This window comes from Parerythrobacter lutipelagi (genome assembly GCF_005434975.1).
Taxonomy (GTDB): domain Bacteria; phylum Pseudomonadota; class Alphaproteobacteria; order Sphingomonadales; family Sphingomonadaceae; genus Parerythrobacter_A; species Parerythrobacter_A lutipelagi.
Window position 1 is genome coordinate 1132300 of the sequence record NZ_SKCJ01000002.1, and the last position, 22902, is coordinate 1155201.

A 22902-nucleotide genomic window follows, 5' to 3' on the forward strand; every position below is an offset into this window, starting at 1 on the left:
CGAGTGACCATTTGCGCAAATCCCCTGCTCGGCTAGAAGCGTTGCCATGTCTACGACCTTCCAGCTCGATACCTCGACCAGTCGCGCCAATCCTACGCCGGCGCCAATGAAGCGCCTGACGGTGCCCAAGATCCGCCAGCGGAAGTCTGATGGATCAACCGACCTGCCGCTCGTAATGCTGACTGCCTACACTGCACGGCAGGCGCAGCTGCTCGACGCGCATTGCGATCTCCTACTCGTCGGGGATTCGCTCGGGCAAGTCATCTATGGCCTTCCTTCAACCATCCCTGTGACACTGCGCATGATGGCGGATCATGCCGCAGCGGTCGTGCGTGGCAGTTACCATGCAGTGGTCGTAGTCGACATGCCATTCGGATCCTACGAACAATCGCCGCAGCAGGCGTTCGAAAGCGCGAGTTTCCTGCTCAAGGAGAGCGGTGCCGCAGCGGTCAAACTCGAAGGCGGAGAAGTCATGGCAGAGACCGTGGCGTTCCTTAACCAGCGCGGCATCCCGGTTATGGGGCATGTCGGGCTGACACCGCAGGCGGTAAATGTGCTGGGCGGTTATGCTGCGCGCGGGCGAAGCGGCACGGAAGCAGAGAAGATCGTGTCAGACGCCAAAGCATTGGACGATGCAGGAGCCTTTGCGATCGTAGTCGAAGGCGTTGTCGAGCCAATCGCGATTGACGCGACGAATTCAGTAGCGTGCCCTACCATAGGAATTGGCGCATCATCAAAATGTGACGGCCAAGTCCTCGTGACGGAGGACATGTTGGGAATGTTCGAGCGCGTGCCACGGTTCGTGAAGAAGTACGAGAACATCGCACAGCTGATCGAACAAACCGTAGCGACCTATGCCAGCGAGGTACGCGAACGCACCTTCCCCGGTGCCGAACAAACCTATCAGCCGAAGTAACATATCCGTTCTTGTGCCGGCTCCATCAACTGCGTAGCAGCCGGCATCAATCAACATTGGATCGGCACATGGCCTCGCTACTGAAGTTCTACAAATTCTCGCTGGTTTTCACCGCGGTCTGTTTTGCCCTTGCCGCCTGGTACGGGTGGTCCAGCACGGGCACTCTGGGCGGTATGTTGTCGATGCTCTGGATCGTGCTCGTGCTCTCGATCCTGGAAGTATCGCTGAGTTTCGACAACGCCGTGGTCAACGCGACCGTCCTGCGCGATATGGATCCGGTCTGGCAGCAACGCTTCCTGACCATCGGCATCCTGATCGCCGTGTTCGGAATGCGCATCGTATTCCCGATCGCCATTGTCGCAATCGCCGCAGACCTTGGACCGATTGAAGCGGTCACAATGTCGCTGAACCAGCCAGAGGAATACGAACGCATCGTATCGGAAGCACACCTCGGGATTGCCGGCTTTGGTGGCGCTTTCCTGGCCATGGTGGGGCTCTCATTTTTCTTCGATTCAGACAAGAACGTCCATTGGATCGGTTCACTTGAAAGAACCATCAGCCGGTTTTCCAGTGTGCCGGCGGTCGAAATCGGGCTGGTGCTGGGAACAGTCTACGGGGTCTCGATACTGTTGACGACGGAGGAAAGCGTCGTCTTTCTTACTGCAGCGATCCTGGGACTGGTGACATATATCGGCGTGAACGCGCTTGGGGCAATTATCGAGCAACGTGAGGCGCGCAAGAAAGCCGCCGACGAAATCGTGCGTTCCGGCTTTGGTGGATTTCTTTACCTCGAAGTCCTGGACGCATCGTTCAGCTTCGACGGCGTAATCGGAGCCTTCGCCCTGTCCAACAATATGATCGTGATTGCCTTGGGGCTGTCTGTCGGCGCGATGTTTGTGCGTTCCATGACGATACACCTCGTGCGCGAAGGCACACTCGCGCAATACCGTTATCTGGAACATGGCGCTTTCTGGGCCATAATCGTGCTCGGCTTCATTATGCTTTTCTCAGCCAAATTCCATATACCCGAGACAATAACAGGTTTGATCGGCGCCGTGTTGATCGGCTTCTCCCTGTGGTGGTCGATCCGTTTCAATCGGAGGAATGGCTCTGAACAAGCGACCGATCTGCCAGGCGCGTAGACAGCGGCGCAGCGAGCATCAGCTGCACCAGATGATAGAGCAGCAAGGGTGCAATGATAAATCCGGCGACCTCAGGCGTAAATAACAGAGCGGCCAATGGTGCTCCGATAGCAACGCTCTTTTGAGAGGCAGCAAAAAGGAATGCGATCCTGTCCGCCAGCGGGAATTGCAACAACCCGCCGACCATCCATGATCCGAAATTGGCCACAGCCAGAAAAAGCAGAACCAGCGCAAAGAGCCATGCCCAGCCTATCGCCGTAACCTGCGTGGCAATCCCTTGATCGACTGCGCCTGAAAACGCGACATAGACGGCGATCGCGATGACAACCCGGTCCAACCAAACCAATTTGCTGCGCCGGGATTCGATCCAGTTCCGCGCTCGATTCTGGATCGAGAGCCCGAGCAGCAGCGGCAGGACAAGTAGCAACGCTATGCGAATGATGGTTTCATAGCCGACATTTGCGACCACTCCTCCGCCTAGGAGTGCGAACAGCGGAACGGTGACAAACACGCCCGCGATGTTCACGAGCGCGGCACCGACAACCGACAGTGCGACATTGCCCCCCGCAATGATTGTATAGGAAGTTGCTGACTGAATGGTCGAAGGCAAGGTGCCAAGAAATAGAAATCCAAGCGCAACCATTGGTGGCAGCACACCCGACGCCAGCTTGGCGAAACCCAGTCCAACAAGCGCCATCGCAACAAAAACCCACAGCAAAAGCGGTAGGAAAAACCCGAGGCGAGCAAAAGATCGCACGATCTCCCGCCGATCAATGCGCAATCCGTTGACGAAGAACAGCAGAAAAATCGCACCATTGGAAACGGCGCGCGCTATCTCCAGCGTGCGATCTATCGCCGGAACCAAAAATGCCAGCAGGATCGCCAGCAAGAGCAGCTTGACCATCGGGTCGAAGAGTGAAGCGATGCGAGACATCGCGGACACCACTGGCTTGCCAGACGATCAATGTCGAGCGGTGGTCAGCTACGCTGTTTCAAAAAGCCGCACTTTCGTCTCCACAACATCGATCAGCAATTGGTCGACCTCAGCTTTGCGATAGGCATCGAGCAGAATTTTCGCCGCAAACGGGCTCATAGGTTGGAGGTCATGCGCCGCTTCTGCATATTCGACCGCGAGGTCGATTTCATCGAGGGCGATTGCTGCCTTTGCCCGCATCGAGAGCAAAAGGTAGTCTCGCGCTGCGCCGTGCAGGATCGCATAGTCGGCGAAGAATGCTGACGACTCCCAGTTTCCGGCATAACCGTTTTGCAAAGCCAGGGTTGTCATCGCTTCTACATTTGCTGCTTCGCCCAGCAAGAAGCCGTCGAGCAACGCCAGTGCCTGATCGCGTTCCCCTTGGGCAATCAGAATACCAGCCATCTTGTTGACCAGCGGCCAAGGCCGCCTGATTGAACTGGCCCTGCCGTATGCATCAAGCGCCGGTCCCAAGCTTTGAGATGCAAGCAAAGCGTCACCCAGCAGCGCTTGTGCATCGCCAGAACCGGGGGCACGCCGTGCGAATTGATCCGCTATTCTCCGGGCATCGGAGGGCTGCTTCTCAACTATGGCGGCGCGAACAAAATTGATGGCGCCTGCACTTCCATTGCCAGCCCTCCCGCGCGCCACAGACAAGGTCGTCTCGGGAGCGATCACTCCGAATTGCGCTGACCGAGCCGTAAGGGCTCGATCGAGCAATGAAGCGGCGTTCTCCCTTTTCCCATTGGCTTCAAAAGATCGCGCCACCAAGGTCTGCAAGTAGCTTGAAGATGAAACGCGGGCAGCCTCGCTGTCGAAGCGATAAAGCAGTTCATTGTCATTTCGTCCTAGCGACAGGGCCCGTGCCAAAAGCAGTTTCACCCGGCGGTTGTCCGGTTGGATCGATGCAAGTCTTTCCAATGTTTGCGCCGAACTGGCATAGTTGCCGCGCTCGAGGTCGATGATCGCCGAGAGCAACATTGCTGCAGGAACGCCGCGTTCCAGCTCACCACTGCGCTGGAGCAAGACAATCGCGAGATCAATGTTTCCGCCGCGCGCCGCCAGGACAGCCTGCAAAAACTGTGCCTTGCGGTTGCCCGGATCGATTTTCATCATCTTCCGGGTTGCTTCAAGCATGAGCTTGGCTTGCCCCATCTCGCCCAATGTCGCAGCATATTCCCCGAGCAATTGCAGGTCATCCGGATGGCTGAGCAAAGCTTGCTCGAACCATGGCAAAGCCGCTTGCATGCCTTCCGAGTCGCGCACCAATTGACCGTAGAACATGAGCGCTTGGAGGTTTTCAGGGCCAAGCTCGACAGCCTTCATGCCGGCCGCATACGCTTGCGCCTGTTCGCCCCCGCGATAGCGGAGCCGGCCGATATCGACCCAAAGTTCCGCATCATCACCGCCAGCAGCCAGCGCACGGTCGAACGCCTGCCCGGCCAACGGCAATTCGCCATCAAGCATCTCAAGCCGTCCGGCCATGTGATATCCGTGCGCTTTGGTGGCATCAGAAAATTCACGAGCTTTCAGCCATTCTCGCGCTTCGGCAAGGCTGCCCTGCTGGAGTTCGGCTTCACCGAGATAGGCCGCGATCTCACTGGGATCGGTACCGTCTGCGAGCATTCCGCGCAGCTCGACTTCGGCAGTTATCGGATCGTTCTGCGCAAGCGCCTGTTGCGCCTTTTCCATTGGCGAAAGTTCGGCTTGCTCCGGCGCGCAAGCCCCGAGCAGAAGTCCCATTGCCAGGATCAGGCCATTCAGGCGTTTTTCAAGTCTGAAGGTCATACTGCTTAAGTAGATCATAGAGCGTCGGCCTGCTGATCCCGAGCAGCTTGGCCGATTGCGAGATGTTGCCCTCGCTGCGCGCGATAGCGTGACGGATGAGCTTGCGGTCGACCTGTTCGCGGGCGCTCTTGAGGTTCAGGGCTTCGACATGGTCATCGTCGCTCTCATCAAGGTCAAGATCGTCCAGACCGACTAGCTTGCCATCGGCCATGATGACCGACCGTTTTACCCGGTTCTCAAGTTCGCGGACATTGCCGGGCCACGCCCAGCTGTCGATTGCTGCGAGCGCGTCCGGAGTAAACCCCTTCACCTGCGGGTTCATCTCGGCAGAGAAACGGTTGAGAAAATGCTTTGCCAGTAATGTCGCGTCGCCAGCCCGTTCTGCAAGGCCCGGAATTTTCACAACGATCTCCGCAAGCCGATAGAACAAATCTTCGCGGAACAGTTTTTGGGTGATCATTGCTTCAAGGTCCTGGTGGGTTGCGCACACAATCCTCGTGTCGACATCAATCGCCTTGCGGCCTCCGACACGCTCGATTGTCCGTTCCTGAAGGAAGCGCAGAAGCTTGACCTGCAATGGCAACGGTATGTCGCCGACTTCGTCAAGAAAGAGCGTGCCACCATGGGCCTGTTCGATCTTTCCTTCGGTGGTCTTCACGGCACCGGTAAACGCGCCCTTCTCGTGACCGAACAACTCGCTCTCCAGCAAGTTTTCCGGGATCGCTGCGCAATTGATCGCGACAAATGCGGCATCCTTTCGATTGCTGGCGTCGTGCAGCCCGCGTGCCAGCAATTCCTTGCCCGTTCCGCTCGCACCGAGCAGCATGACCGTTGCATTGGTGTTGGCCACACGCTCGATCGTTCGCGCGACCTTGACCATCTCGGGCGCAGTGGTGACCAGGCTGCCGAGCACGGTCTTGTCCACATTCGCCTTGTTCGCAAGACGCCGGTTCTCGTGCTCTATTTCATGCAGATTGAGGGCCCGACGAACGATCAGCCCAAGAGCATCAATATCGACCGGTTTTTGGTAAAAGTCATAAGCCCCGGACTCGATTGCCTGTAGTGCGCTCTCCCGCGCACCGTGGCCCGAAGCGACGATAACCTTCGTGTCCGGCTTGAGACTCATGATGGCATCGAGCAGCGCAAATCCCTCAGTCGTTCCGTCGGGATCGGGCGGGAGACCCAGGTCAAGGGTGACAACTGCTGGCTCTTCAGCTCTCAATGCAGTCAGCGCGGCTTCGCGGTCACCCACTATAGTGACATCGAATTCGTCGTATGCCCACTTGAGCTGGGCTTGCAGACCCTCGTCGTCTTCGACAATCAAGAGCTTGGGCTTGGCGTTGGCCATCATGCCACCTCGCTGTCTGGTTTGCTGACTTCCCCCGGCTCAGCGCCGGCGAACTGTGATAGTGGAAAGGTTACTGTGAAGCGGGTGCCCAGCCCCTCTCGTGAGTCAACATCGAGCCGGCCGCCCATTGCCCGGATCAGCTCGCGCGCTTCAAATGCACCGATCCCGAAGCCCGACTGTTTCGACGAGACGAATGGCTTGAAAAGTCCGTCGCGAACAAAGTCCGCGCTCATACCCGATCCGGAGTCGAGGATCTCTATGCGAGCACTCACGCCTTCCAGAAGGACATTGAGATAAACACGATCATCCTCAGTCCCCGCATCGACTGCATTCTGCACTAAGTGAACCAAAGCCTGTTCAAGGTTTTCGCTGTCGGCGAGCACCGTGGCGTTGTTCCGCTCAATAACCGAAATATGCGCTTGGGATTTGTAACGCACGGCAACCCGGTCGACGACTTCAAGGAGATCGATCTGGGACTTCTTGTCGGGACCCTTGCCACCATAACGGTTCAACCGGGCAAGCAAGGTATTCAGCTTCTCGCCGCTGTTGCGGAGGGTCACGAGCATGTCCGCTCTGAATTCGGGGTTCTCTGCATGCTTCTCGGCATTTCTGGACAAGAGCGACAGTTGGCTCGCCAAATTCTTGATATCATGCATGACAAAAGCAATCCGGCGATTGAATTCGTCGAAACGGGCCGCTTCCATCAGCGACTTCTGGCCGGAGTGTTCGGCAATGTAGCTCGCGAGCTGCTGACCTACGACCCGCAAAAGGTCGAAATCCTCCCAATCCAGGCTTCGCGGTTCAGAGGGGCGCGCGAGCACTATGACGCCAGTCAATCGGTCGAAATGCAACAAGGGAACAATCGCCCAGGCCTTATCATCCTGCAGCAACCAAGCTGGCATCAATTGCCCTTCACCATGCTGATCTTTGCCCGCCCGAACATCATCCGCGTCAACAATGAATGTTCTTTGCTCGAACAGATCAGACAAGCCCGTCCCGATTGATCCACGCGGGACTTCGATGTCTTTCCAATTCCAGCGCGCCGCCAGTTCAAGGCTGCCCAGTTCTTCGCGCAGGAACAACAGCCCGCTAGGGCTGTCTGTAATATCGGCCATGGCCTTGATCGCGCGTTCATGCAGCGACTGTCCGTCCTCCGTGCCGCGGCTGATCGTCTGAGTGAAACGAAGCCATTCAGCGCGATAGTCATAGCGATGCTGGAACAGATGTTTGACCGCTGTCACGCGCAGCCAGCCCCTCAGCCGTGCAGACGGCAGCCACAAAAGGGCAACGACACTCGCAGCGAAGGTAAATCCGACCTGGGCCAATCGTCCCACATTTCCACCGAGCATGTTGAGCGACTGGGCGACACCGACCATCACCAGCAGATAAGCCCCGATCAGGATCAGGGACAAAGTCTGGAATGCCAGCGTTCGCGACGGGCGCAAGCGCATCGATGCAGCCCCTCTGGTGGCTCCGATCGCCAGCGGGACAGCCGCTACCGCCACCACCAGCCCGCGCACTGCAGAAAGTTCAAACGGAAATGCTCCGCCGAGATAGGCAACCGTGTAAACGTTGAGGTCGAAGGCCCACAAAGCTGCGAACGCCGCAGTTGTCCAACGCAGGATTTGCCGCGTCGATTGCGTCGCGCCAACATAAAGATTGTGGAGCAGAACAAGTGCGCCGACCGCAACCAGAATGCGGAACATGACTACGATCTGCAGCACCAGGACCTGAAGGTCGCTGGTCAGGGCGAGGTTTGCTGCAATCGTGATGAGGCAAAGCTGGAGGAACTCCACGAATGCCAGCGCCATTACCACGGGCCGGATCGGCTTCATGCTCTCATGCCGTCCATCATTGGCAAAGAGGCTATAGAGAACGAAGATCCAGGAGAGATTGCGCACAATCTCCATCGCAGCTGTGAGAAGCGACAACGGGCCCAGAGCAGCATGCATTACCGACCATCCGGCAGTGCAGCCCAATGCAGCCAGAATTGGAATCCGATCAGCCCGTGCCCGGTCGCCGTGGCGCATGATCCACGCCAGCGCGACCACGCATGCAGCTGCTCCGCTCAGGTGCAGGAAGAATGCAACCATCTGCAGAATGTCCTGCCCGCCCTCCATCAACGCGCCCCTTCGGGCCAAAGCACGACCCGGAGAGTTTGCAGCAGGATCAGCAGGTCGAGAAACGGCGTGTAATTCTTCGCATAATAGAGATCATATTCAAGCTTGTGGCGCGAATCTTCGATGCTTGCCCCGTAGGGATAATTGATCTGCGCCCACCCTGTAATCCCGGGCTTCACCATGTGCCGTTCCGCATAGTACGGCAGTTGCTCTTCAAGATCGGTCACGAATTTGGGCACTTCGGGCCGCGGACCGACAAAGCTCATCTCACCCTTGAGCACTGACCATGTCTGCGGCAGTTCGTCGATCCGGACCTTGCGGATGAACCGCCCAAGCCGGGTCACACGTGGGTCGTTTTTTTCGGCCCATTTGACTCCGTCTTTTTCTGCATCCGTACGCATCGAACGCAGTTTGATGACATCGAACGCCTGACCGTAGAGCCCAACGCGCTGCTGCCGGAAGAAAGCCGGCCCTTTGCTGTCGAGTTTTACGAGCAACGCAAACAGTGCGATAACCGGCGCAGTGAGCGCCAGGAGGAGACCGGATGCCAGGATGTCGAATATGCGCTTGGCTGCACTCGAAACCATTCTTCCGCCGGAAAAACCATCCGAGAAAATCAGCCAGCTGGGATTCACTGAATCCAGATCGACCCGGCCTGTTTCGCGCTCCATGAAGCTGCTGAAGTCGTTAACATGAACCCCCATGGTCTTGATCCGGAGCAAGTCCTTGAGAGGTAGCGCATTGCGGCGCTCCTCCAATGCCAGGACCACTTCACTCGCCGCCAGGTTGTCTACAAAACGGCCCAAGTCATGGATTGCATCGCGCGCGATTGCCTCTTCGACTTCACGCGCGGCTTCGCTCATCGCGATATAGGAGACGATCGCAAAGCCGGATCCGGGGCGTTCTGCCAGCGCTTTGAGGCGCTTCGCTCGCAGGCCCGCTCCTAGCACTACGACTCGGCGGCGGAATGCTGCACTGCCGATGAAAGTACCAATCAACAGGCGCGCAAGGATCAGCACGCCGATCGCAAAGAGCATCGCGTAGATCAGAGTGGAACGCCAAAAAGTGGCTCCGGGAATAAGGAAATCGAGCAAGGAAACCGCGAGGATGCCAAGGCTGACCGCGACAAGGAGCCGCGCACCGGCAAATCGCAAGGAACGCAGAGCCTCGCTGCCATAAACGCCCACGGCAATCATGGCGATCCAGACAGTCAATGAGAAACTGACGATCTGAATTATCCGGTCGGACAAAGCTCCGGGATCCATCCCGATCTGGGCCGCACGCAATTGCCAGGCGGCCTCTCCCGCCAACACAAGCAAGGCCAAATCGACTAGCCCCAACAGCATGACCGCATGCGGAATGTAATGTTTGAACAGGCGGATCATCAGGTTCCGGTCCGGAAATTCCCATCAATTGAGGGACCGAACTACAACCGAGATGTGAAATGTCGGTAAATTTTACAGAACGCTCCGGAACCCGCAGATTCCGGAGCGTTCCAGAGTGAATAAGGCGTTATTGATTATTGGTTATTCGTTACATCATCGGCAACGTCTTCGGCGGCGTCTCCTACCTTCTGGGCAGCGTCGCCAACATCAGCCGCTGCTCCGGCGATGGCGTTATCCTTGGCAATCTCGGCACCGCCAAGTCGATCAAAAACGATAATCCCGCCAATCACAGCGACCACCATGATTATGAGCAGAACCCATTTTCCAGCGCCGCCACTCGAGTTCGAGTCGGTGTAGACTGTTGTTTCCGTGTGCGTTTCACCTTCAGGCGTCCGGGTAATTCGTGTACGTTCTTCAACCATTTCTCAACTCCTTCGACTGAGATCAGAATCGCTGGCGAAGGATTACGTTCCGTCCAGGCAAATAAATCGGCGTGCTCATCTGCCGAAGCTGAACGGGGTCAAGCCCCTTTCAGTGTTCTGAAAGTCGAGCGTCGCACCTGCCGGAGGAAGTGATCTCTGCCGACAATCTGCGCGAAAGCACTGCCTGCAACCGATACCGATGAGCTGTGCGTCCTCTTCACGCAATGAAAAGCCGCGCGCTTGCGCGAGCTGTCCTGCCAGCTTGGCCTCAAGACCGAGGATGACGGCAAACCTCGCGTCTCCCGCCGTGCCGCTACCGTCCACCGCACGCGCGATCGTCAGCCAGTGTCCCTTGCCGGCCCCACGCGTATCGACGCTGACCGGTTGGACACAAATCTGACCGGCACGTTCAAATGCTTGATGGACGATCCAGAGCGGACAACTGGCCTCGTCCTCAAGCAACAGAGTCCCGCTCGCTCCGGCAAATCGCTTGGAAAATTGCCCAGCACGGTCGATCCGCGCCATGAAGAACGGCAAGCCTCGCTGACCCACACGCTGCAGGGTCGTCAGGCGGTGTGCCAGCTGTTCGAAGCTTGCACCGAAACGGCGCTGCAGGATCGGCAGATCGTACCCGGTGCTTTCACATGCACGAAGGAAACGCCCATAGGGCAGCAAAAGCGCTGCGGCAAAATAACTGGCGAGATGTCGCTCAAACAGTTTCCGGCCAGCGACACTGGTCAACCGGGAACCACCAACGATGCCGGAAATCGCATCCTGCTCCTCCAGAAGCGCGACCTGCATGGCAATTTGAAAATTTCGAGATGCCGGAGACAGCATTTCGGAAAGTTGCAATTGCCGCGCATGCAGATCGAGCCTTCGCACTGCGTCGGGCATCACATCGCGAGGCAGAATGCGAACCGCCAGTTGGTGTTTCTCACGCAAACGTTCTGCCAATGCGACCCCCAGATCGCCATGCGATAGGCGCAAATCGTCTGCAATAAGCTCCGCCTTTTCATCGAGATCACCGAAATGGTTGCGCCAGCGCTCTATCTCGATCCGTGACTGAACGAGAGGATCTTCCTCTCTCGCGACCGCCTTGCCTGCGGTATCGAACAGGCGCGCAAAGGCTGCGGCGATCTGCGGTGCCGCGCCAAGAAACTCGACGGCCTCCTCCCTATCGATCCCGAAGTCGCTGAAGCGCTTGTCGGCCAGGCGGCGCATCAGCCCATCGACACCGCCAATGGTTTCGTCCTCGCGCAAGCTGCGCGGATCGAAGTCGAAAACATCGACAACTTGAACCATGACCCGAGCCGATAACGGGCGTTGATTGCGTTCGATCAGGTTGAGATAGCTCGCGGATATCGACAAGCGTTCCGCCATCGCCGCCTGAGTTAATCCTTCACGTTTGCGGAGGCGGCGCATCACCGGTCCGGCAAAAAGGGCAGTATCCGTCATTTGTCACTTTCTTTTCAGCTTTACATTCTAAACTGGCAGAAGCGGCCAAAATAGACAAGATTGTATGTAAGTTTTCCTATGAATCGGCGGCTGGCGACGGGATAAGGGCGTTGAAAGATTACAGCCTCCCCCGATTCAGGAGAACATTCATGGGCTACCAAGGTAAAATCGCCGACTTGAAGGACACCATTGCCGAACAAGGGTCGCCGTGGAACGCGATCGACGCCGAGTCGGCTGCTCGGATGCGGATCCAGAACCGCTTCCCGACCGGGCTCGATATCGCTCGATACACCGCCAAGATCATGCGCGAAGACATGGAGGCGTATGATGCCGATCCGGCGAATTACACGCAGTCCCTTGGCTGCTGGCACGGCTTCATCGCCCAGCAGAAGATGATCAGCATCAAGAAACATTTCGGCACTACGAAACGCCGGTATCTCTACCTGTCCGGTTGGATGGTTGCGGCGCTGCGCAGTGAGTTCGGCCCGCTGCCCGACCAATCCATGCACGAGAAGACCAGCGTCCCAGCCTTGATCGAGGAACTTTACACCTTCCTCAAGCAAGCCGACTCGCGGGAACTCGGCGGCCTATTCCGCGAAATGGACAAAGCTCGCGACAATGGTGACGAAGTCGAAGCGAAACGGATCGAGATGTTGATTGAGAACCATGAGACGCACGTCGTGCCGATCATCGCCGACATTGATGCCGGTTTCGGCAACGCCGAGGCGACGTACCTCTTGGCGAAGAAGATGATCGAAGCCGGTGCCTGCGCTCTGCAGATAGAAAATCAGGTCTCGGATGAAAAACAGTGCGGTCACCAGGACGGAAAGGTGACGGTCCCACACGAGGAGTTTTTGCAGAAAATTCGTGCCATCCGGTATGCGTTTCTCGAGCTCGGTGTCGAAGACGGTATCATCGTCGCGCGCACCGACAGCCTCGGTGCGGGGCTCACCAAGTCAATTGCCTATACCAAGGAGGAAGGCGATCTTGGCGATCAGTACAACAGCTTCCTTGATTGTGAAGAAGTCGATCCGACCGATATCAAGAACGGCGATGTGTTCCTGAGCCGCGAAGGCAAGTTGCTTCGCCCGAAACGTCTGCCCAGCAATCTCTACCAATTCCGCTCAGGATCCGGAGAGGATCGTTGCGTCCTGGACGGCATCACCTCGCTCCAGCACGGAGCCGATCTGTTGTGGATTGAAACGGAGAAGCCGCACATTGGCCAAATTGGCGGCATGGTGAATCGCATTCGCGAGGTCATTCCAAATGCCAAGCTTGTCTATAACAACTCGCCCAGCTTCAACTGGACTCTGAATTTCCGCCAGCAGGTGTTCGATGCCTGGCAAAAGGAAGGCAAGGATGTCTCGGGCTACGAGCGCGAAAAGCTGATGAGCATCGACTATGACAGCAGCGACCTTGCAATCGAAGCGGATGAGCGCATCAGGACCTTTCAGCGCGATGCGGCCGCACAGGCTGGCATTTTCCACCATCTGATTACCCTGCCAACCTATCACACAGCCGCGCTGAGCACAGACAACCTTGCAAAGCGTTACTTCGGTGATGAAGGCATGTTGGGCTACGTGCGCAACGTCCAGCGCGAAGAGATAAGGCAGGGCATCGCCTGCGTGAAACATCAGAACATGGCGGGTTCCGACATCGGAGACGATCACAAGGAATATTTTGCCGGTGAAGCGGCGCTCAAAGCGGGCGGTGAAGACAACACGATGAATCAGTTTGAGGCCGCTTAAGAGCGAACCCACAACTTTGGAGCCGAAAGGAGGCCCCCAAATGACCACTGAAACCAACAATCGCGAACCTGGCCGGGCACGCGCGCTGCTCTCGACAGCAGATTTCAAATTGCTGCGTCGCGCGCTTGAAAGCCATGCGAAGGCGACGGAAGACCGCGAAGAACTGGCCAAGATCAACGCGCTGCATCACCGCTTGGGCAATTACGGCTGAATTCAGCCAACGAGTCTCCTGGGGAGGAGAAAGCGGCCGTCGGAGCGCAATATGCTCCGGCGGCCGTTATTTTGTCCGGAAAGACGATGGTAACCATAAGCGCGATGCCGTGGTTAACTCATCCGGAGTAGAGCGTAACCATGGCCCGGAGATCAAAGAAAAAGCAGGCGATCGACCTCAAGATGTACCGCCATTTCGCGATAGCTACGGTCGCGATAACTGCCGCGCTTGCCATTTTCTCCGACGGTGGCAACCGCGATGCCATGATCGACGGGGCAGCGCAGGCTGCAGAAGCAGTCGAAGAAGCCGAGCTTTCAGGAATTACCCTGACAGAGCAGCCAAAGCGTTCTGCGGCCTCTGCCAACTATTCCGATCCGAATTCCGGATCCACCGCTTCTTCGGGTCCATCTTTCAGCCAGTCTTCTCTCCGGACCGGAGGCACTCCTGCGTGGGTCAGCAGGCTGCATTTGCTCGGCTACACGCTCGAGGAATTTCAGGCGCTGCCAAGAGACAAGCAGGAATCGCTGCTCAAGATGCTTCGGGCCAATGGTACCGATGCAGATGAAGAAACCATGATCCGCAATGTATCTTTGGATTCCCTTGAACGCTCAGGTGGCGGCACTGGCGCAGATATGTAGGCGCTTAGCTTCCGGACTGAGGGGCCAGCAGTTCAAGCGTTGCGCTGGATAAGGCTTCCGCTGCGGTGGCAATCACTGCTTCTGCATCAGGTGCCCAAAATGGGCTGTGCAAGGAAGGAAGACTGCCTTCTCCCGCCTGTACGGCATCGAATTGTTCCTGCGGCACTCCGCCAACCCAAAAGATCAATGACTCGATATTGTCGGGATCTGCGCGATAGAACTGTCCAAAATCCTCGCCGCCCATGACTGACGGGACCTGCATCACCTGGCCGTCACCAAATCGGGTTCGAAATTCGCTCATGACTTTTTCAGTGAATTCCGGGGTGTTGTAAGTCGATGGCGTGTAAGGATCTGCGATTGTTACGGTAGGCATTTTGTCTTGCGGCATGCCAGCGGCCATCGCTTCGCCTTTCGCTATACGCGCAATTCCGTCGAGCAAGAGCTTGCGGGATTCATCGGAATAGGACCGCACCGTCAGTTGCAGCTTGGCCTCGTCAGAAATGATATTGTGTTTCGCGCCGGCATGAAAGCTGCCGACTGTAACCACCGCAGGGTCGAGCGGACTGCTTTCGCGGCTGACCAGGGTTTGCAATTTCATCACGATCGCACTTGCGAGCACGATTGGATCCTTGGTCGTGTGAGGATAAGCACCATGGCCCCCGACGCCTGGAACCGAAATGTCCACACTGTCCACATTCGCCAGCGCAAAGCCCGGAGAATAGCCGATCATCCCAGCGGGGAACTGAGCCGCATCGTGGAAGCCCAGGACATAGTCGGGCTTTGGAAAACGCGTAAACAGCCCATCCTCAAGCATCGCTAGCGCGCCCTCGCCCAGCTCCTCCGCCGGTTGTCCAATCAAGACAAGCGTGCCGGACCATTGATCCTTCCGCTCGACCAGAAGCTGAGCAGCGCCGATCAGCCCAGCCATATGCGTATCATGGCCGCACGCATGCATGACGCCGGTCTCAATTCCTGAGGCCGGGATGGAAACCCGCTTGGACGCGTAATCGAGACCAGTTTGCTCAATCACCGGCAAACCGTCCATATCGGCCCGCAGCATTACAACCGGCCCGCTGCCATTTTCCATCACCGCAACAACGCCGGTCTTGCCAACACCTTCGGTCACATCGAAACCCATCGCTCGCATACGTTCAGCAAGCTTCGCCGCCGTTTCGACTTCCATGAAGCTGAGCTCCGGATTTGCATGGAGATCGCGGTAGAACTCCATCAAGTCCGGCAAATCCTTTGCCAGATCGTCTCGCAGCTCGTTGGCGGACGCTGGCATGGCAAGGATCAGGGCCGCAACCGCGGAAACAGCAGGAAGCCGAAATTTCATCATTTGCGATACACCTTCATTCTCTCTCAAAATCCCTGGTGACGTCTTTACATATCGTAGGTGATCACCAGCAGGATCGATAGGGATGCCACCATTAGCAAGACCAGCGGCACACCGGTTCGGACATAGTCCTTAAAGTCATAGTCGCCTTCTGCCATGATCAACATGTTGGTCTGGTAAGCAATCGGCGTAGCGTAGCACAGATTGCAGCCGAACAGCACGGCAAGGATCAACGGTTCAGGCGGGAGCCCGAGCTTCGAAGCGATACTGAAAGCAATGGGTGTTCCAACTGTCGCCGCTGTTGCGTTAGATGCGAAGTTGGTCAGCACAGTCACAAACAACATGATGGCTGCAAGCACCGCAGCCGGGGCCAGTGCTCCCAAGCCTTGGGCAAGGACGGTACCAAGCCATTCAGCAGCGCCGCTTTCGTCAATGATCCGGCCGATTGCAATACTGGCCGCGACAAGGACAATGACCTGTCCCGATAGAGCCTTGCCTACGCGATCGAATTTCACGCAACCGGTCAGGAACATCAGGATCGCGCCGCCCAAGGCCGAGATTGCGATCGGGAACAGCCCTATTGATGCGGCACCAACCGAAGCCCCCATGATGATTGCCGCTAGCGCAGCCTTCGAGCGGCGTGGCAATTCACGAGCGCCCTCGAGCATCAGCAAGCTGTCGCTGCGAGAGAATTCCTGCAGGTCCTCCGTCAAGCCCATGACTAGAAGGACATCGCCTTCCCGCATCCGCATATCACCGCCCATGCTGTATTCGCTCTTCTCTCCGATCAATCGTTCAGGGCGGTGGATACCCAGCACGGCGACGCCATGAAGGTCAGCTATGCCTGACGTCGGAAGGCTGCGGGAGACAAGCCGGGAATCCGCAGTAACTGTCATTTCGACAACCACAATGTCTTCACGGGCTTCGGTGGATTTGCGGTGAATACGATCAAGCACCCAGGTCGGCGCGACTTCCCCTTGCAAGGTCCGCATTGCCTCTTCCAAGGCTTCATGCGTACCGGTAATCTTCAGTCGCTGCTCCTGCTCGATTTTCCCGGGACCGAGATCGTGGAATTCAATGCCTTTTGGCAGAAGCGGAAGAACCGCCGATAAATCCTTGCCAACCAGCTGGCTCTCTGGGCCGATCCGCAGACGGCTCTGGAAACGGCGTGGACCGTGGGTCGCCTCCACGCGGTTGTCATCAAGCATTCTCGGCATGACGAGCCACAGATATGGCAAGGCAACGAAAGCTGCGACCAACACTATGGGTGTGAAGTGAAACACCCCCATTCGCGGCATTCCCAAGTCTACCGCAATCGATACGACAAGAATATTTGTCGATGTGCCAATCGTGGTGGCCATTCCGCCAATCAAAGATGCGGAATTCAGCGGCATCAGCGTCTTGGAAGTTGGAAGTGCGCCTCTGGCAGCCAGCGCTGCAAAAATGGGGATCAACAAAACCAGCACTGGTGTGTTGTTGACGCCCATCGAAAGCACAAATGCGAGCGTCAGGGACAACAGCAGCCCCATCTGCAAATTCCATTTGAACACGCCTTCAAGAAACCGCGCCGCAGGTTCAAGAGCGCCGGTAACTACGAGGCCACGCCCCATCACCATGAGCGCGCATATCGTGATCAGCGCGTAGTGGCCAAATCCTGAGAAAGCCAGTTGCAGCCCGTCAGTCGGACCGGCATTGGGAAGCGGAAAGAAATACAGACCAACCGCGATGACCGCGATGGTCAAAAGCGAAACCATTTCCACACTCATCCGCCCTCTTACGAAGCCGACGAACATGGCGATCGTGACGACCATTGCGGCAACGGCGTGTGGAGAAGGGACATCTATCATTTGTCAGACAGGGGTTCTCAAAGCTGCGCGGCAATTACAAGCGAATTCGGCGCGACATGAGCCATAGACACCGTGCGGGCCTTCGTTAAGTTGCCGCCTGAGAGAGGAATTTTTCATGAAAGCCCTGGTATTCCACGGACCGCGCGACATCCGTTTCGAGGATTATGCCGATCCTGAGCTGCGCAGCCCGAACAGCGTGATCCTGCAGGTTCGCACCTGTTCGATCTGCGGCAGCGACCTGCATATGTACCACGGCGCGCATATCGGTAACACGCAGTATGGGACGGATAGCCCACGCTTCTGTTGTGGCCACGAATTCATTGGTGAAATTGTCGAAGCCGGGCCGGACGTTCATCGGTTCCGGACAGGCGACAAGGTGTTGGCCGCCGGCGGGACCGGTTGCGGCAATTGCCCCGATTGCAGGACCGGAAACGCAGGCCGTTGTTCGGTTGCAACGGCCTTTGGTATCGGCCCGACGCTTGAAGGCGGCCAGGCCGAATATGTCTGTATTCCCAATGCTGACGCGACGCTGCATGCGACGGACGGGCTGAACGACGATCAGGCCATTCTGCACACGGATGCGATGGCCACAGCTTATTTCGGGCTGACCCGCGCCGAACCCAAGCCGGGCGGGACCGTTGCAGTGGTTGGGCTCGGCCCGATCGGCCTGATCGGAGTGGAACTGGCATATGCCCTCGGCGCTGCACAGGTCATCGCCATCGACCCGGTCGAGACCCGCCGAACTATGGCAGAGAAACTTGGTGCAACGGCTCTTGCACCAGGAGATGATCTTGTGCCGCAGGTGCGCGAATTGACAAACGGGTCCGGTGCACAGTCAGTCTTCGAAGCATCTGGGGCGAGCGGCGCAATCGCAAGCGCTCTGCCGATTACCGCCCATCGAGGCAATGCAAGCTTCATCGGTATACCCGAGCCACACGATACGCTGCCGATGCCGCTGATCATGTTCAAGAACATTACTGTGCGCGGCGGAGTTTGTGACGTCCCCAATATGTGGCCCCATTTGATCCCGCTGGTGCGCGAAGGAAGGATCAAAGGAGAAGGGTTATTCAGCCATGACTTCGATCTGAGCGAAGGCGCAGAAGCCTATCGCCTGTTCGACAGCCGTGAAGATGGCGTCGTCAAAGTACGGATCAGTGTCAATTGACCGAGTGCTTGATGGTGCCCCTGGCCCGACTCGAACGGGCACTCCGTAAGGAACTCGATTTTGAGTCGAGCGCGTCTACCAATTCCACCACAGGGGCACTGCAAGCGGTCAGCGGCGGATAGCCGTGCCGCTCGCTCGCTTCAAGTCTTCAAAGCACCGACAAGGAGTTTATGAAGCCTGGAGTGCAATACATCGTTCGCTGCCAGAACCTGCTTGTCGTGAATTGGTTCAGAGCGACCGCGGAAGTCAGTAACAAAGCCACCGGCTTCGCGGACCAATAGGCATCCCGCTGCCGTATCCCACGGGTTCAGACCACTCTCCCAGAACCCGTCGAAACGCCCGGCGGCGACCCAGGCGAGATCGAGCGATGCGGCCCCAAAACGGCGAGTACCTGCAACTTCCGGTCCGATGGCGCTGAAAATCCTGGTCCATTCAGCGAAGTTACCGACGCCCTGAAACGGAATGCCGGTCGCAATAAGCGCATCGGACAGGCGCCCGCGCGATGACACTCTGAGCCGTCCATCATGCAGCCAAGCGCCGCGCGACTTCTCCGCCCAAAAGGTTTCATCGCTGATCGGTTGGTAGATCACAGCTGCGGTGACATCACCCCAACCGCCACCGCCAAGCTTCGGTTCCTGGACCGCGATGCTGATCGCGAAATGCGGAATGCCGTGGAGAAAGTTGCTGGTTCCATCGAGCGGATCGATAATCCAGCGCGGCATGTCAGGACTGCCTTCGATGATCCCTGCTTCTTCCAGAACAAAACCCCAATCGGGGCGCGCTGCGAGCAGTTCGTCATAAAGAATTCGCTCTGCGCGCATATCTGCCTTTGAAACAAAATCGGCTGGGCCCTTGCGGCTGACCTGCAAGTGTTCGATTTCACCAAAGTCGCGGCGCAACCGGCCGCCGGCCTTGCGCGCAGCGCGTTCCATCACGCGAATTAGACCCGAAAGGGCTGCCATCTTTCAAATACTTCCTGTCAGTCGAGCGCAATCTGGATCGATTGCGCTGTCAGTTCAATTTCGCCCCAACCACTGGAGATGTTTGCGTAATCGCCGTCGAACGTCGCGGAATAGACATCACTATAGTCCACTTCCTTGCCGCCCTCAGGCTGTGCCTTGCGAAGCCTCAGGTCGTCCATCTCGGCGAACCGGATGAACCCCTGCCGATAGCAGGCTTCCTCGCCATCAGTCGGAGCCTGATATGCTGGATGCCGTTCGAGCAGATGGAAATCCATCTCGAGCGTGAGAGACTCGTCGTCGTAAATCACGCCCAGGATATAGCTGGATTCGATCTCGATCCCTTCCAGCTTTGGATGTCCTGCCATCTTGGCCCCCGTAAATTTGCTTAGCCGGCTTTGCCGACATAGGTCCTTTCATACACGTCCACCACGATGCGCGTTCCGCTTTCTATATGCGGCGGCACCATTACACGCACACCGTTTTCCAATACGGCAGGTTTATAGCTTGAAGACGCGGTCTGTCCTTTGACGACTGCATCAGCTTCAACGATCTCAGCTTCGATGTGCTCTGGCAAAGCGACCGATATCGGCTTTTCTTCCCAGAGTTCCAGCGTCACTTGCATACCGTCCTGCAGGAATGCCTTGGCATCTCCGACCAGGTCGGACGGGAGCATGATCTGTTCGAAGCTTTCCTGGTCCATGAACACGAGCATTTCGCCGTCTTCGTAAAGGTATTGGAATTCCTTGGTGTCGAGACGAACCTTCTCAATTGTATCGGCGCTGCGAAAACGCACATTGGTCTTGCGGCCGTCCTGCAGGTTCTTCATTTCAACCTGCATGTAGGCCCCGCCCTTACCCGGCTGAGTATGCTGGATCTTGGCGACCTTCCAGATGCCGCCTTCATATTCGAGGATATTGCCAGGACGAATGTCCACGCCGCTGATTTTCATGGATAAGGCCTTTTATCGGGGCAGATGGCATATCGCATCCGCTGAACTGGGGCGCGCCTTTAGCCCACCCATGCACAACGAGCAAGGCGGGTGGCACTATTCACGATTTGGGGCTATGACAGATAGCATGCGCTGGAACACGATTTTGCTGACGATCCTGGTAGTTCTGGGCATCGGTTCATCTGCGGAGGCAACCCCGGGCATGCTTGGCACGCTGCCACATGGGAGGTACGTTTGCGCATTGCCCGGTGACGCAGGCGGGGCAGCATGGCGCGAACTTCCGGACGCAAGTTTCAGAATCGAGAATGCTTCGACTTACCGGACAAGCGATGGCTCCGGAATTTATCTGATGACAGGAAAGAAGGTCGTTTTCACGCGCGGACCGATGAAGGGCGTACGGTTCGAGCGGGTGGGAAACAGCACATTGGTCCGGTTGGATGACGACGGGAAACGAACCAAAGTACGCTGCACAAGGGGCGGTACACCCGTCAGCGGCTAGTTGAGACTTATTTCCCTACCAATAAGGGATAGGGATTGACCGCATTGGCCGGTTCCCACCATTTCGCATCGGCCGTTGTCTGCAAAATCGCAAAATGCAGATGCGGCGCTTCGGGAGAAGCGTTGCCGCTGCTGCCTACGGTGCCAAGCCGCTGCCCGCCCTGAATTTGCTGACCTTCTTTCAGCCCCCTCGAATACTCGTCAAGATGCGCATAATAATGAATGGTTTTGCGGTCCAGCGAGCGGACATAGAGCGTTTTTCCCCCTGCGTCGGACGTGAATATCTTCTCGATGATACCGGGTCCTGCAGCAACGACAGAGGTGCCCTTGGGCGCCATGATGTCTATTGCCTCATGCAAGCGCGTTCCTTCACCGCGCGCGTCTGAAAATGTGTCCGTCAGGTCACTGCGCCGGACATTCATGACTGGAACAATGAGGTTGCGTGTTTCCTGCTCCGAAGGCGACATCACAGTAGCGGTATCAAGCGGCGCAGCCGCCGGCACCGGCTCACTGCCTTCCTCGCCTACTTCCGGAGGCGTCGGCAATGGACTGGGGGCCGCCTCGGCGGGCCGCGTCACGTCACGCTGGCTATCCGCGCTCGCGTTTTCGATCAGGCTGCCACCGGCCACGATCCATACGACGGATGTGAGCGTGGCGGTGACCACTATTGTCAGGATTCGATCGACTGCATTCACGGGCATAGCCTAACACATCACGCTTCGAACACCACACTGGTGCTCGTCGATACCATTTCTGCAAGCCTCGCAGCGTCCCAATTCGTCAGACGCACGCAGCCGTGGCTTTGCACGCGTCCAATCGTCTGCGGCTCTGGCGTTCCGTGGATGCCATAATGTTCCTTGCTCAAATCGATCCAGACCACCCCGACCGGTCCATTGGGCCCTGGCGGGAGCTGCTGCTTCTCTTTATCATCCGGCACGTCCCAGAACAGTTCCGGATTGTAAGCAAAGGGCGGGTTGTGACCCACGCCATTTATCTTCCAATCGCCAATCGGTAGTGGGTCGTTGCTGGAACCCGTTGTCACGGTGAACAAAGCCACCAACTTGCCCGCTGCGTCGAAGCCTTTCAACGTGCCTGCTTTCTCACTGACGACAACTTTTGCGACTGAAGGCTGCTCGGTACCAACGCCGAGGGATTTGAGTGTCTGCTGCCAGCTCTCTTCTATTAATGCATCGGGAGCGATCCTGTCGGCACCGATATTGGGGACGCGTATCATTTGCCCAACCGCAAACAACGAATTCGATCCCTCGGCGGCGTCGGAGCTTGCCGGTGATTTGGATGGCGATGGCTTGGGCGCAGAACTGGAATTCGTTGCCGGCTTGTCCGGTCCAGACGATGATCGCACAGTTGCGCCTGCCGGCTGACCACCAGGGTTCAGCATTTTGAGCACATCGGTCGTCGTGTGGAAGCGTTCAGCAAGCTTCTCGTCCAGAGACGTGTAGCCCAACTGGTCCATCTTGGCCTGTTCTGCGGCGTCATCGGGAATGCTCGCAAATTCGATTTCGCCCCATTCTTTGGGGATGCGAACGACGCGGGTTGCGGGAATATCGCTCCATTGTGCGAGTTTCTTTTCGGTTTCGCTGTTCATCTCGCCGGTGATGTCGAGCGAGTTGGCTTCCTGAAAGCCGCGTAGCGCGTTTTCAGTGCTCATACCCATTTTGCCATCAATCACGCCTGGCCCAAATCCTTGACGATCAAGCACAACCTGCGCTTGCATGATCGGACGCTCCTCCGGATCATCAATGTCGAGCGAAGTGTCGACCGTGCTGTCTTCGGCATCGTTAGAGGCCATACTGTCGGCAAGGTTTTCGGTCGTAGAATTCGCGCTTCTGTCTGCATCCGTTGCCACACGGTCGGCATTATCATCCTCGCGCTCAAACGAGCACGCGGCCAGCGAAAGGATTGAAACGGATAGCAGTAATAAGCGCATGGTCGAAAACCTCGTAGTTCGCGCGGGCGATTGGCGCCCTATTGCTTTTGA

The 22902-nt window shown here is 57.1% G+C and carries 21 protein-coding genes and 1 tRNA gene; 7 read left to right on the top strand and 15 right to left on the bottom strand.

Going from position 1 to position 22902, the window contains the following annotated elements; translation table 11 throughout:
* The first annotated feature begins 46 nt into the window (after nt 1–46).
* Both panB and E0502_RS13785 read left to right on the top strand, forming a co-directional pair.
* A complete protein-coding gene (gene panB, locus E0502_RS13780; protein ID WP_137678559.1) occupies nt 47–916 on the top strand; it encodes a 3-methyl-2-oxobutanoate hydroxymethyltransferase in 870 nt (289 codons plus the stop codon).
* A gap of 68 nt (nt 917–984) precedes the next feature.
* Complete coding sequence (locus E0502_RS13785) at nt 985–2058, top strand: DUF475 domain-containing protein (RefSeq protein WP_137678560.1); 1074 nt, start codon at nt 985–987, stop codon at nt 2056–2058.
* Here the strand turns inward: E0502_RS13785 and E0502_RS13790 are convergent.
* From E0502_RS13790 to E0502_RS13820, 7 genes are all read right to left on the bottom strand, one after another.
* On the bottom strand, nt 2009–2992 hold the full coding sequence (locus E0502_RS13790) for a bile acid:sodium symporter (RefSeq protein WP_137678561.1): 984 nt from the start codon (nt 2990–2992) through the stop codon (nt 2009–2011). The genes E0502_RS13785 and E0502_RS13790 overlap by 50 nt on opposite strands.
* Nucleotides 2993–3040: 48 nt before the next feature.
* A complete protein-coding gene (locus E0502_RS13795; protein ID WP_161593785.1) occupies nt 3041–4819 on the bottom strand; it encodes a tetratricopeptide repeat protein in 1779 nt (592 codons plus the stop codon).
* Nucleotides 4803–6167, bottom strand: coding sequence for a PEP-CTERM-box response regulator transcription factor (prsR, locus tag E0502_RS13800; protein WP_137678563.1), 1365 nt, complete (start codon nt 6165–6167; stop codon nt 4803–4805). Before prsR ends, E0502_RS13795 begins: the two co-directional genes overlap by 17 nt.
* Nucleotides 6167–8308, bottom strand: a complete 2142-nt coding sequence (prsK, locus tag E0502_RS13805; protein WP_240049099.1) for an XrtA/PEP-CTERM system histidine kinase PrsK — start codon at nt 8306–8308, stop codon at nt 6167–6169. Before prsK ends, prsR begins: the two co-directional genes overlap by 1 nt.
* Complete coding sequence (locus E0502_RS13810; RefSeq protein ID WP_137678564.1) at nt 8287–9672, bottom strand: TIGR03013 family XrtA/PEP-CTERM system glycosyltransferase; 1386 nt, start codon at nt 9670–9672, stop codon at nt 8287–8289. The genes prsK and E0502_RS13810 overlap by 22 nt, the downstream gene beginning before the upstream one ends.
* A gap of 134 nt (nt 9673–9806) precedes the next feature.
* Nucleotides 9807–10094, bottom strand: coding sequence for a hypothetical protein (locus E0502_RS13815; protein ID WP_137678565.1), 288 nt, complete (start codon nt 10092–10094; stop codon nt 9807–9809).
* Between the two features lie 75 nt (nt 10095–10169).
* Entirely contained in the window at nt 10170–11549 is a 1380-nt protein-coding gene (locus E0502_RS13820) for a helix-turn-helix domain-containing protein (RefSeq protein WP_137678566.1), read from the bottom strand.
* A gap of 149 nt (nt 11550–11698) precedes the next feature.
* Here E0502_RS13820 and E0502_RS13825 point away from each other — a divergent pair, with 149 nt between their 5' ends.
* The 3 genes from E0502_RS13825 to E0502_RS13830 all read left to right on the top strand — a co-directional run bounded on the left by E0502_RS13825 (nt 11699) and on the right by E0502_RS13830 (nt 14146).
* Nucleotides 11699–13297, top strand: coding sequence for an isocitrate lyase (locus tag E0502_RS13825; protein WP_137678567.1), 1599 nt, complete (start codon nt 11699–11701; stop codon nt 13295–13297).
* A gap of 40 nt (nt 13298–13337) precedes the next feature.
* Entirely contained in the window at nt 13338–13508 is a 171-nt protein-coding gene (locus E0502_RS15215) for a hypothetical protein (RefSeq protein ID WP_192895963.1), read from the top strand.
* Between the two features lie 140 nt (nt 13509–13648).
* Entirely contained in the window at nt 13649–14146 is a 498-nt protein-coding gene (locus E0502_RS13830; RefSeq protein WP_137678568.1) for a hypothetical protein, read from the top strand.
* A 4-nt stretch (nt 14147–14150) separates the two neighbouring features.
* Here E0502_RS13830 and E0502_RS13835 read toward each other — a convergent pair whose 3' ends face one another.
* Entirely contained in the window at nt 14151–15485 is a 1335-nt protein-coding gene (locus E0502_RS13835) for an amidohydrolase (RefSeq protein WP_420813515.1), read from the bottom strand.
* Between the two features lie 44 nt (nt 15486–15529).
* Nucleotides 15530–17329 (bottom strand): SLC13 family permease, encoded by a 1800-nt coding sequence (locus E0502_RS13840; RefSeq protein WP_192895964.1) that lies wholly within the window; start codon nt 17327–17329, stop codon nt 15530–15532.
* A gap of 115 nt (nt 17330–17444) precedes the next feature.
* Here E0502_RS13840 and E0502_RS13845 point away from each other — a divergent pair, with 115 nt between their 5' ends.
* Entirely contained in the window at nt 17445–18494 is a 1050-nt protein-coding gene (locus E0502_RS13845) for a zinc-binding dehydrogenase (RefSeq protein ID WP_137678570.1), read from the top strand.
* Nucleotides 18495–18506: 12 nt separating this feature from the next.
* Here E0502_RS13845 and E0502_RS13850 read toward each other — a convergent pair.
* The 4 genes from E0502_RS13850 to efp all read right to left on the bottom strand — a co-directional run bounded on the left by E0502_RS13850 (nt 18507) and on the right by efp (nt 20405).
* A tRNA-Leu gene (locus tag E0502_RS13850) sits at nt 18507–18591 on the bottom strand.
* Between the two features lie 43 nt (nt 18592–18634).
* Nucleotides 18635–19456 carry an inositol monophosphatase family protein gene (locus tag E0502_RS13855; protein WP_137678571.1) on the bottom strand — a complete coding sequence of 274 codons (822 nt, stop codon included), beginning with the start codon at nt 19454–19456 and terminating at the stop codon, nt 18635–18637.
* A gap of 17 nt (nt 19457–19473) precedes the next feature.
* On the bottom strand, nt 19474–19821 hold the full coding sequence (locus E0502_RS13860) for a hypothetical protein (protein WP_137678572.1): 348 nt from the start codon (nt 19819–19821) through the stop codon (nt 19474–19476).
* 20 nt (nt 19822–19841) lie between these two features.
* On the bottom strand, nt 19842–20405 hold the full coding sequence (gene efp, locus E0502_RS13865; protein ID WP_137678573.1) for an elongation factor P: 564 nt from the start codon (nt 20403–20405) through the stop codon (nt 19842–19844).
* Nucleotides 20406–20520: 115 nt separating this feature from the next.
* Between efp and E0502_RS13870 the strand changes: the two genes are divergently transcribed.
* Complete coding sequence (locus tag E0502_RS13870) at nt 20521–20904, top strand: DUF4988 domain-containing protein (protein WP_240049100.1); 384 nt, start codon at nt 20521–20523, stop codon at nt 20902–20904.
* A 7-nt stretch (nt 20905–20911) separates the two neighbouring features.
* Here the strand turns inward: E0502_RS13870 and E0502_RS13875 are convergent, their stop codons facing one another.
* Nucleotides 20912–21604 carry a peptidoglycan DD-metalloendopeptidase family protein gene (locus E0502_RS13875; protein ID WP_137678574.1) on the bottom strand — a complete coding sequence of 231 codons (693 nt, stop codon included), beginning with the start codon at nt 21602–21604 and terminating at the stop codon, nt 20912–20914.
* An 11-nt stretch (nt 21605–21615) separates the two neighbouring features.
* Nucleotides 21616–22713 (bottom strand): L,D-transpeptidase family protein, encoded by a 1098-nt coding sequence (locus E0502_RS13880; protein WP_338047328.1) that lies wholly within the window; start codon nt 22711–22713, stop codon nt 21616–21618.
* Nucleotides 22714–22902: the final 189 nt, after the last annotated feature.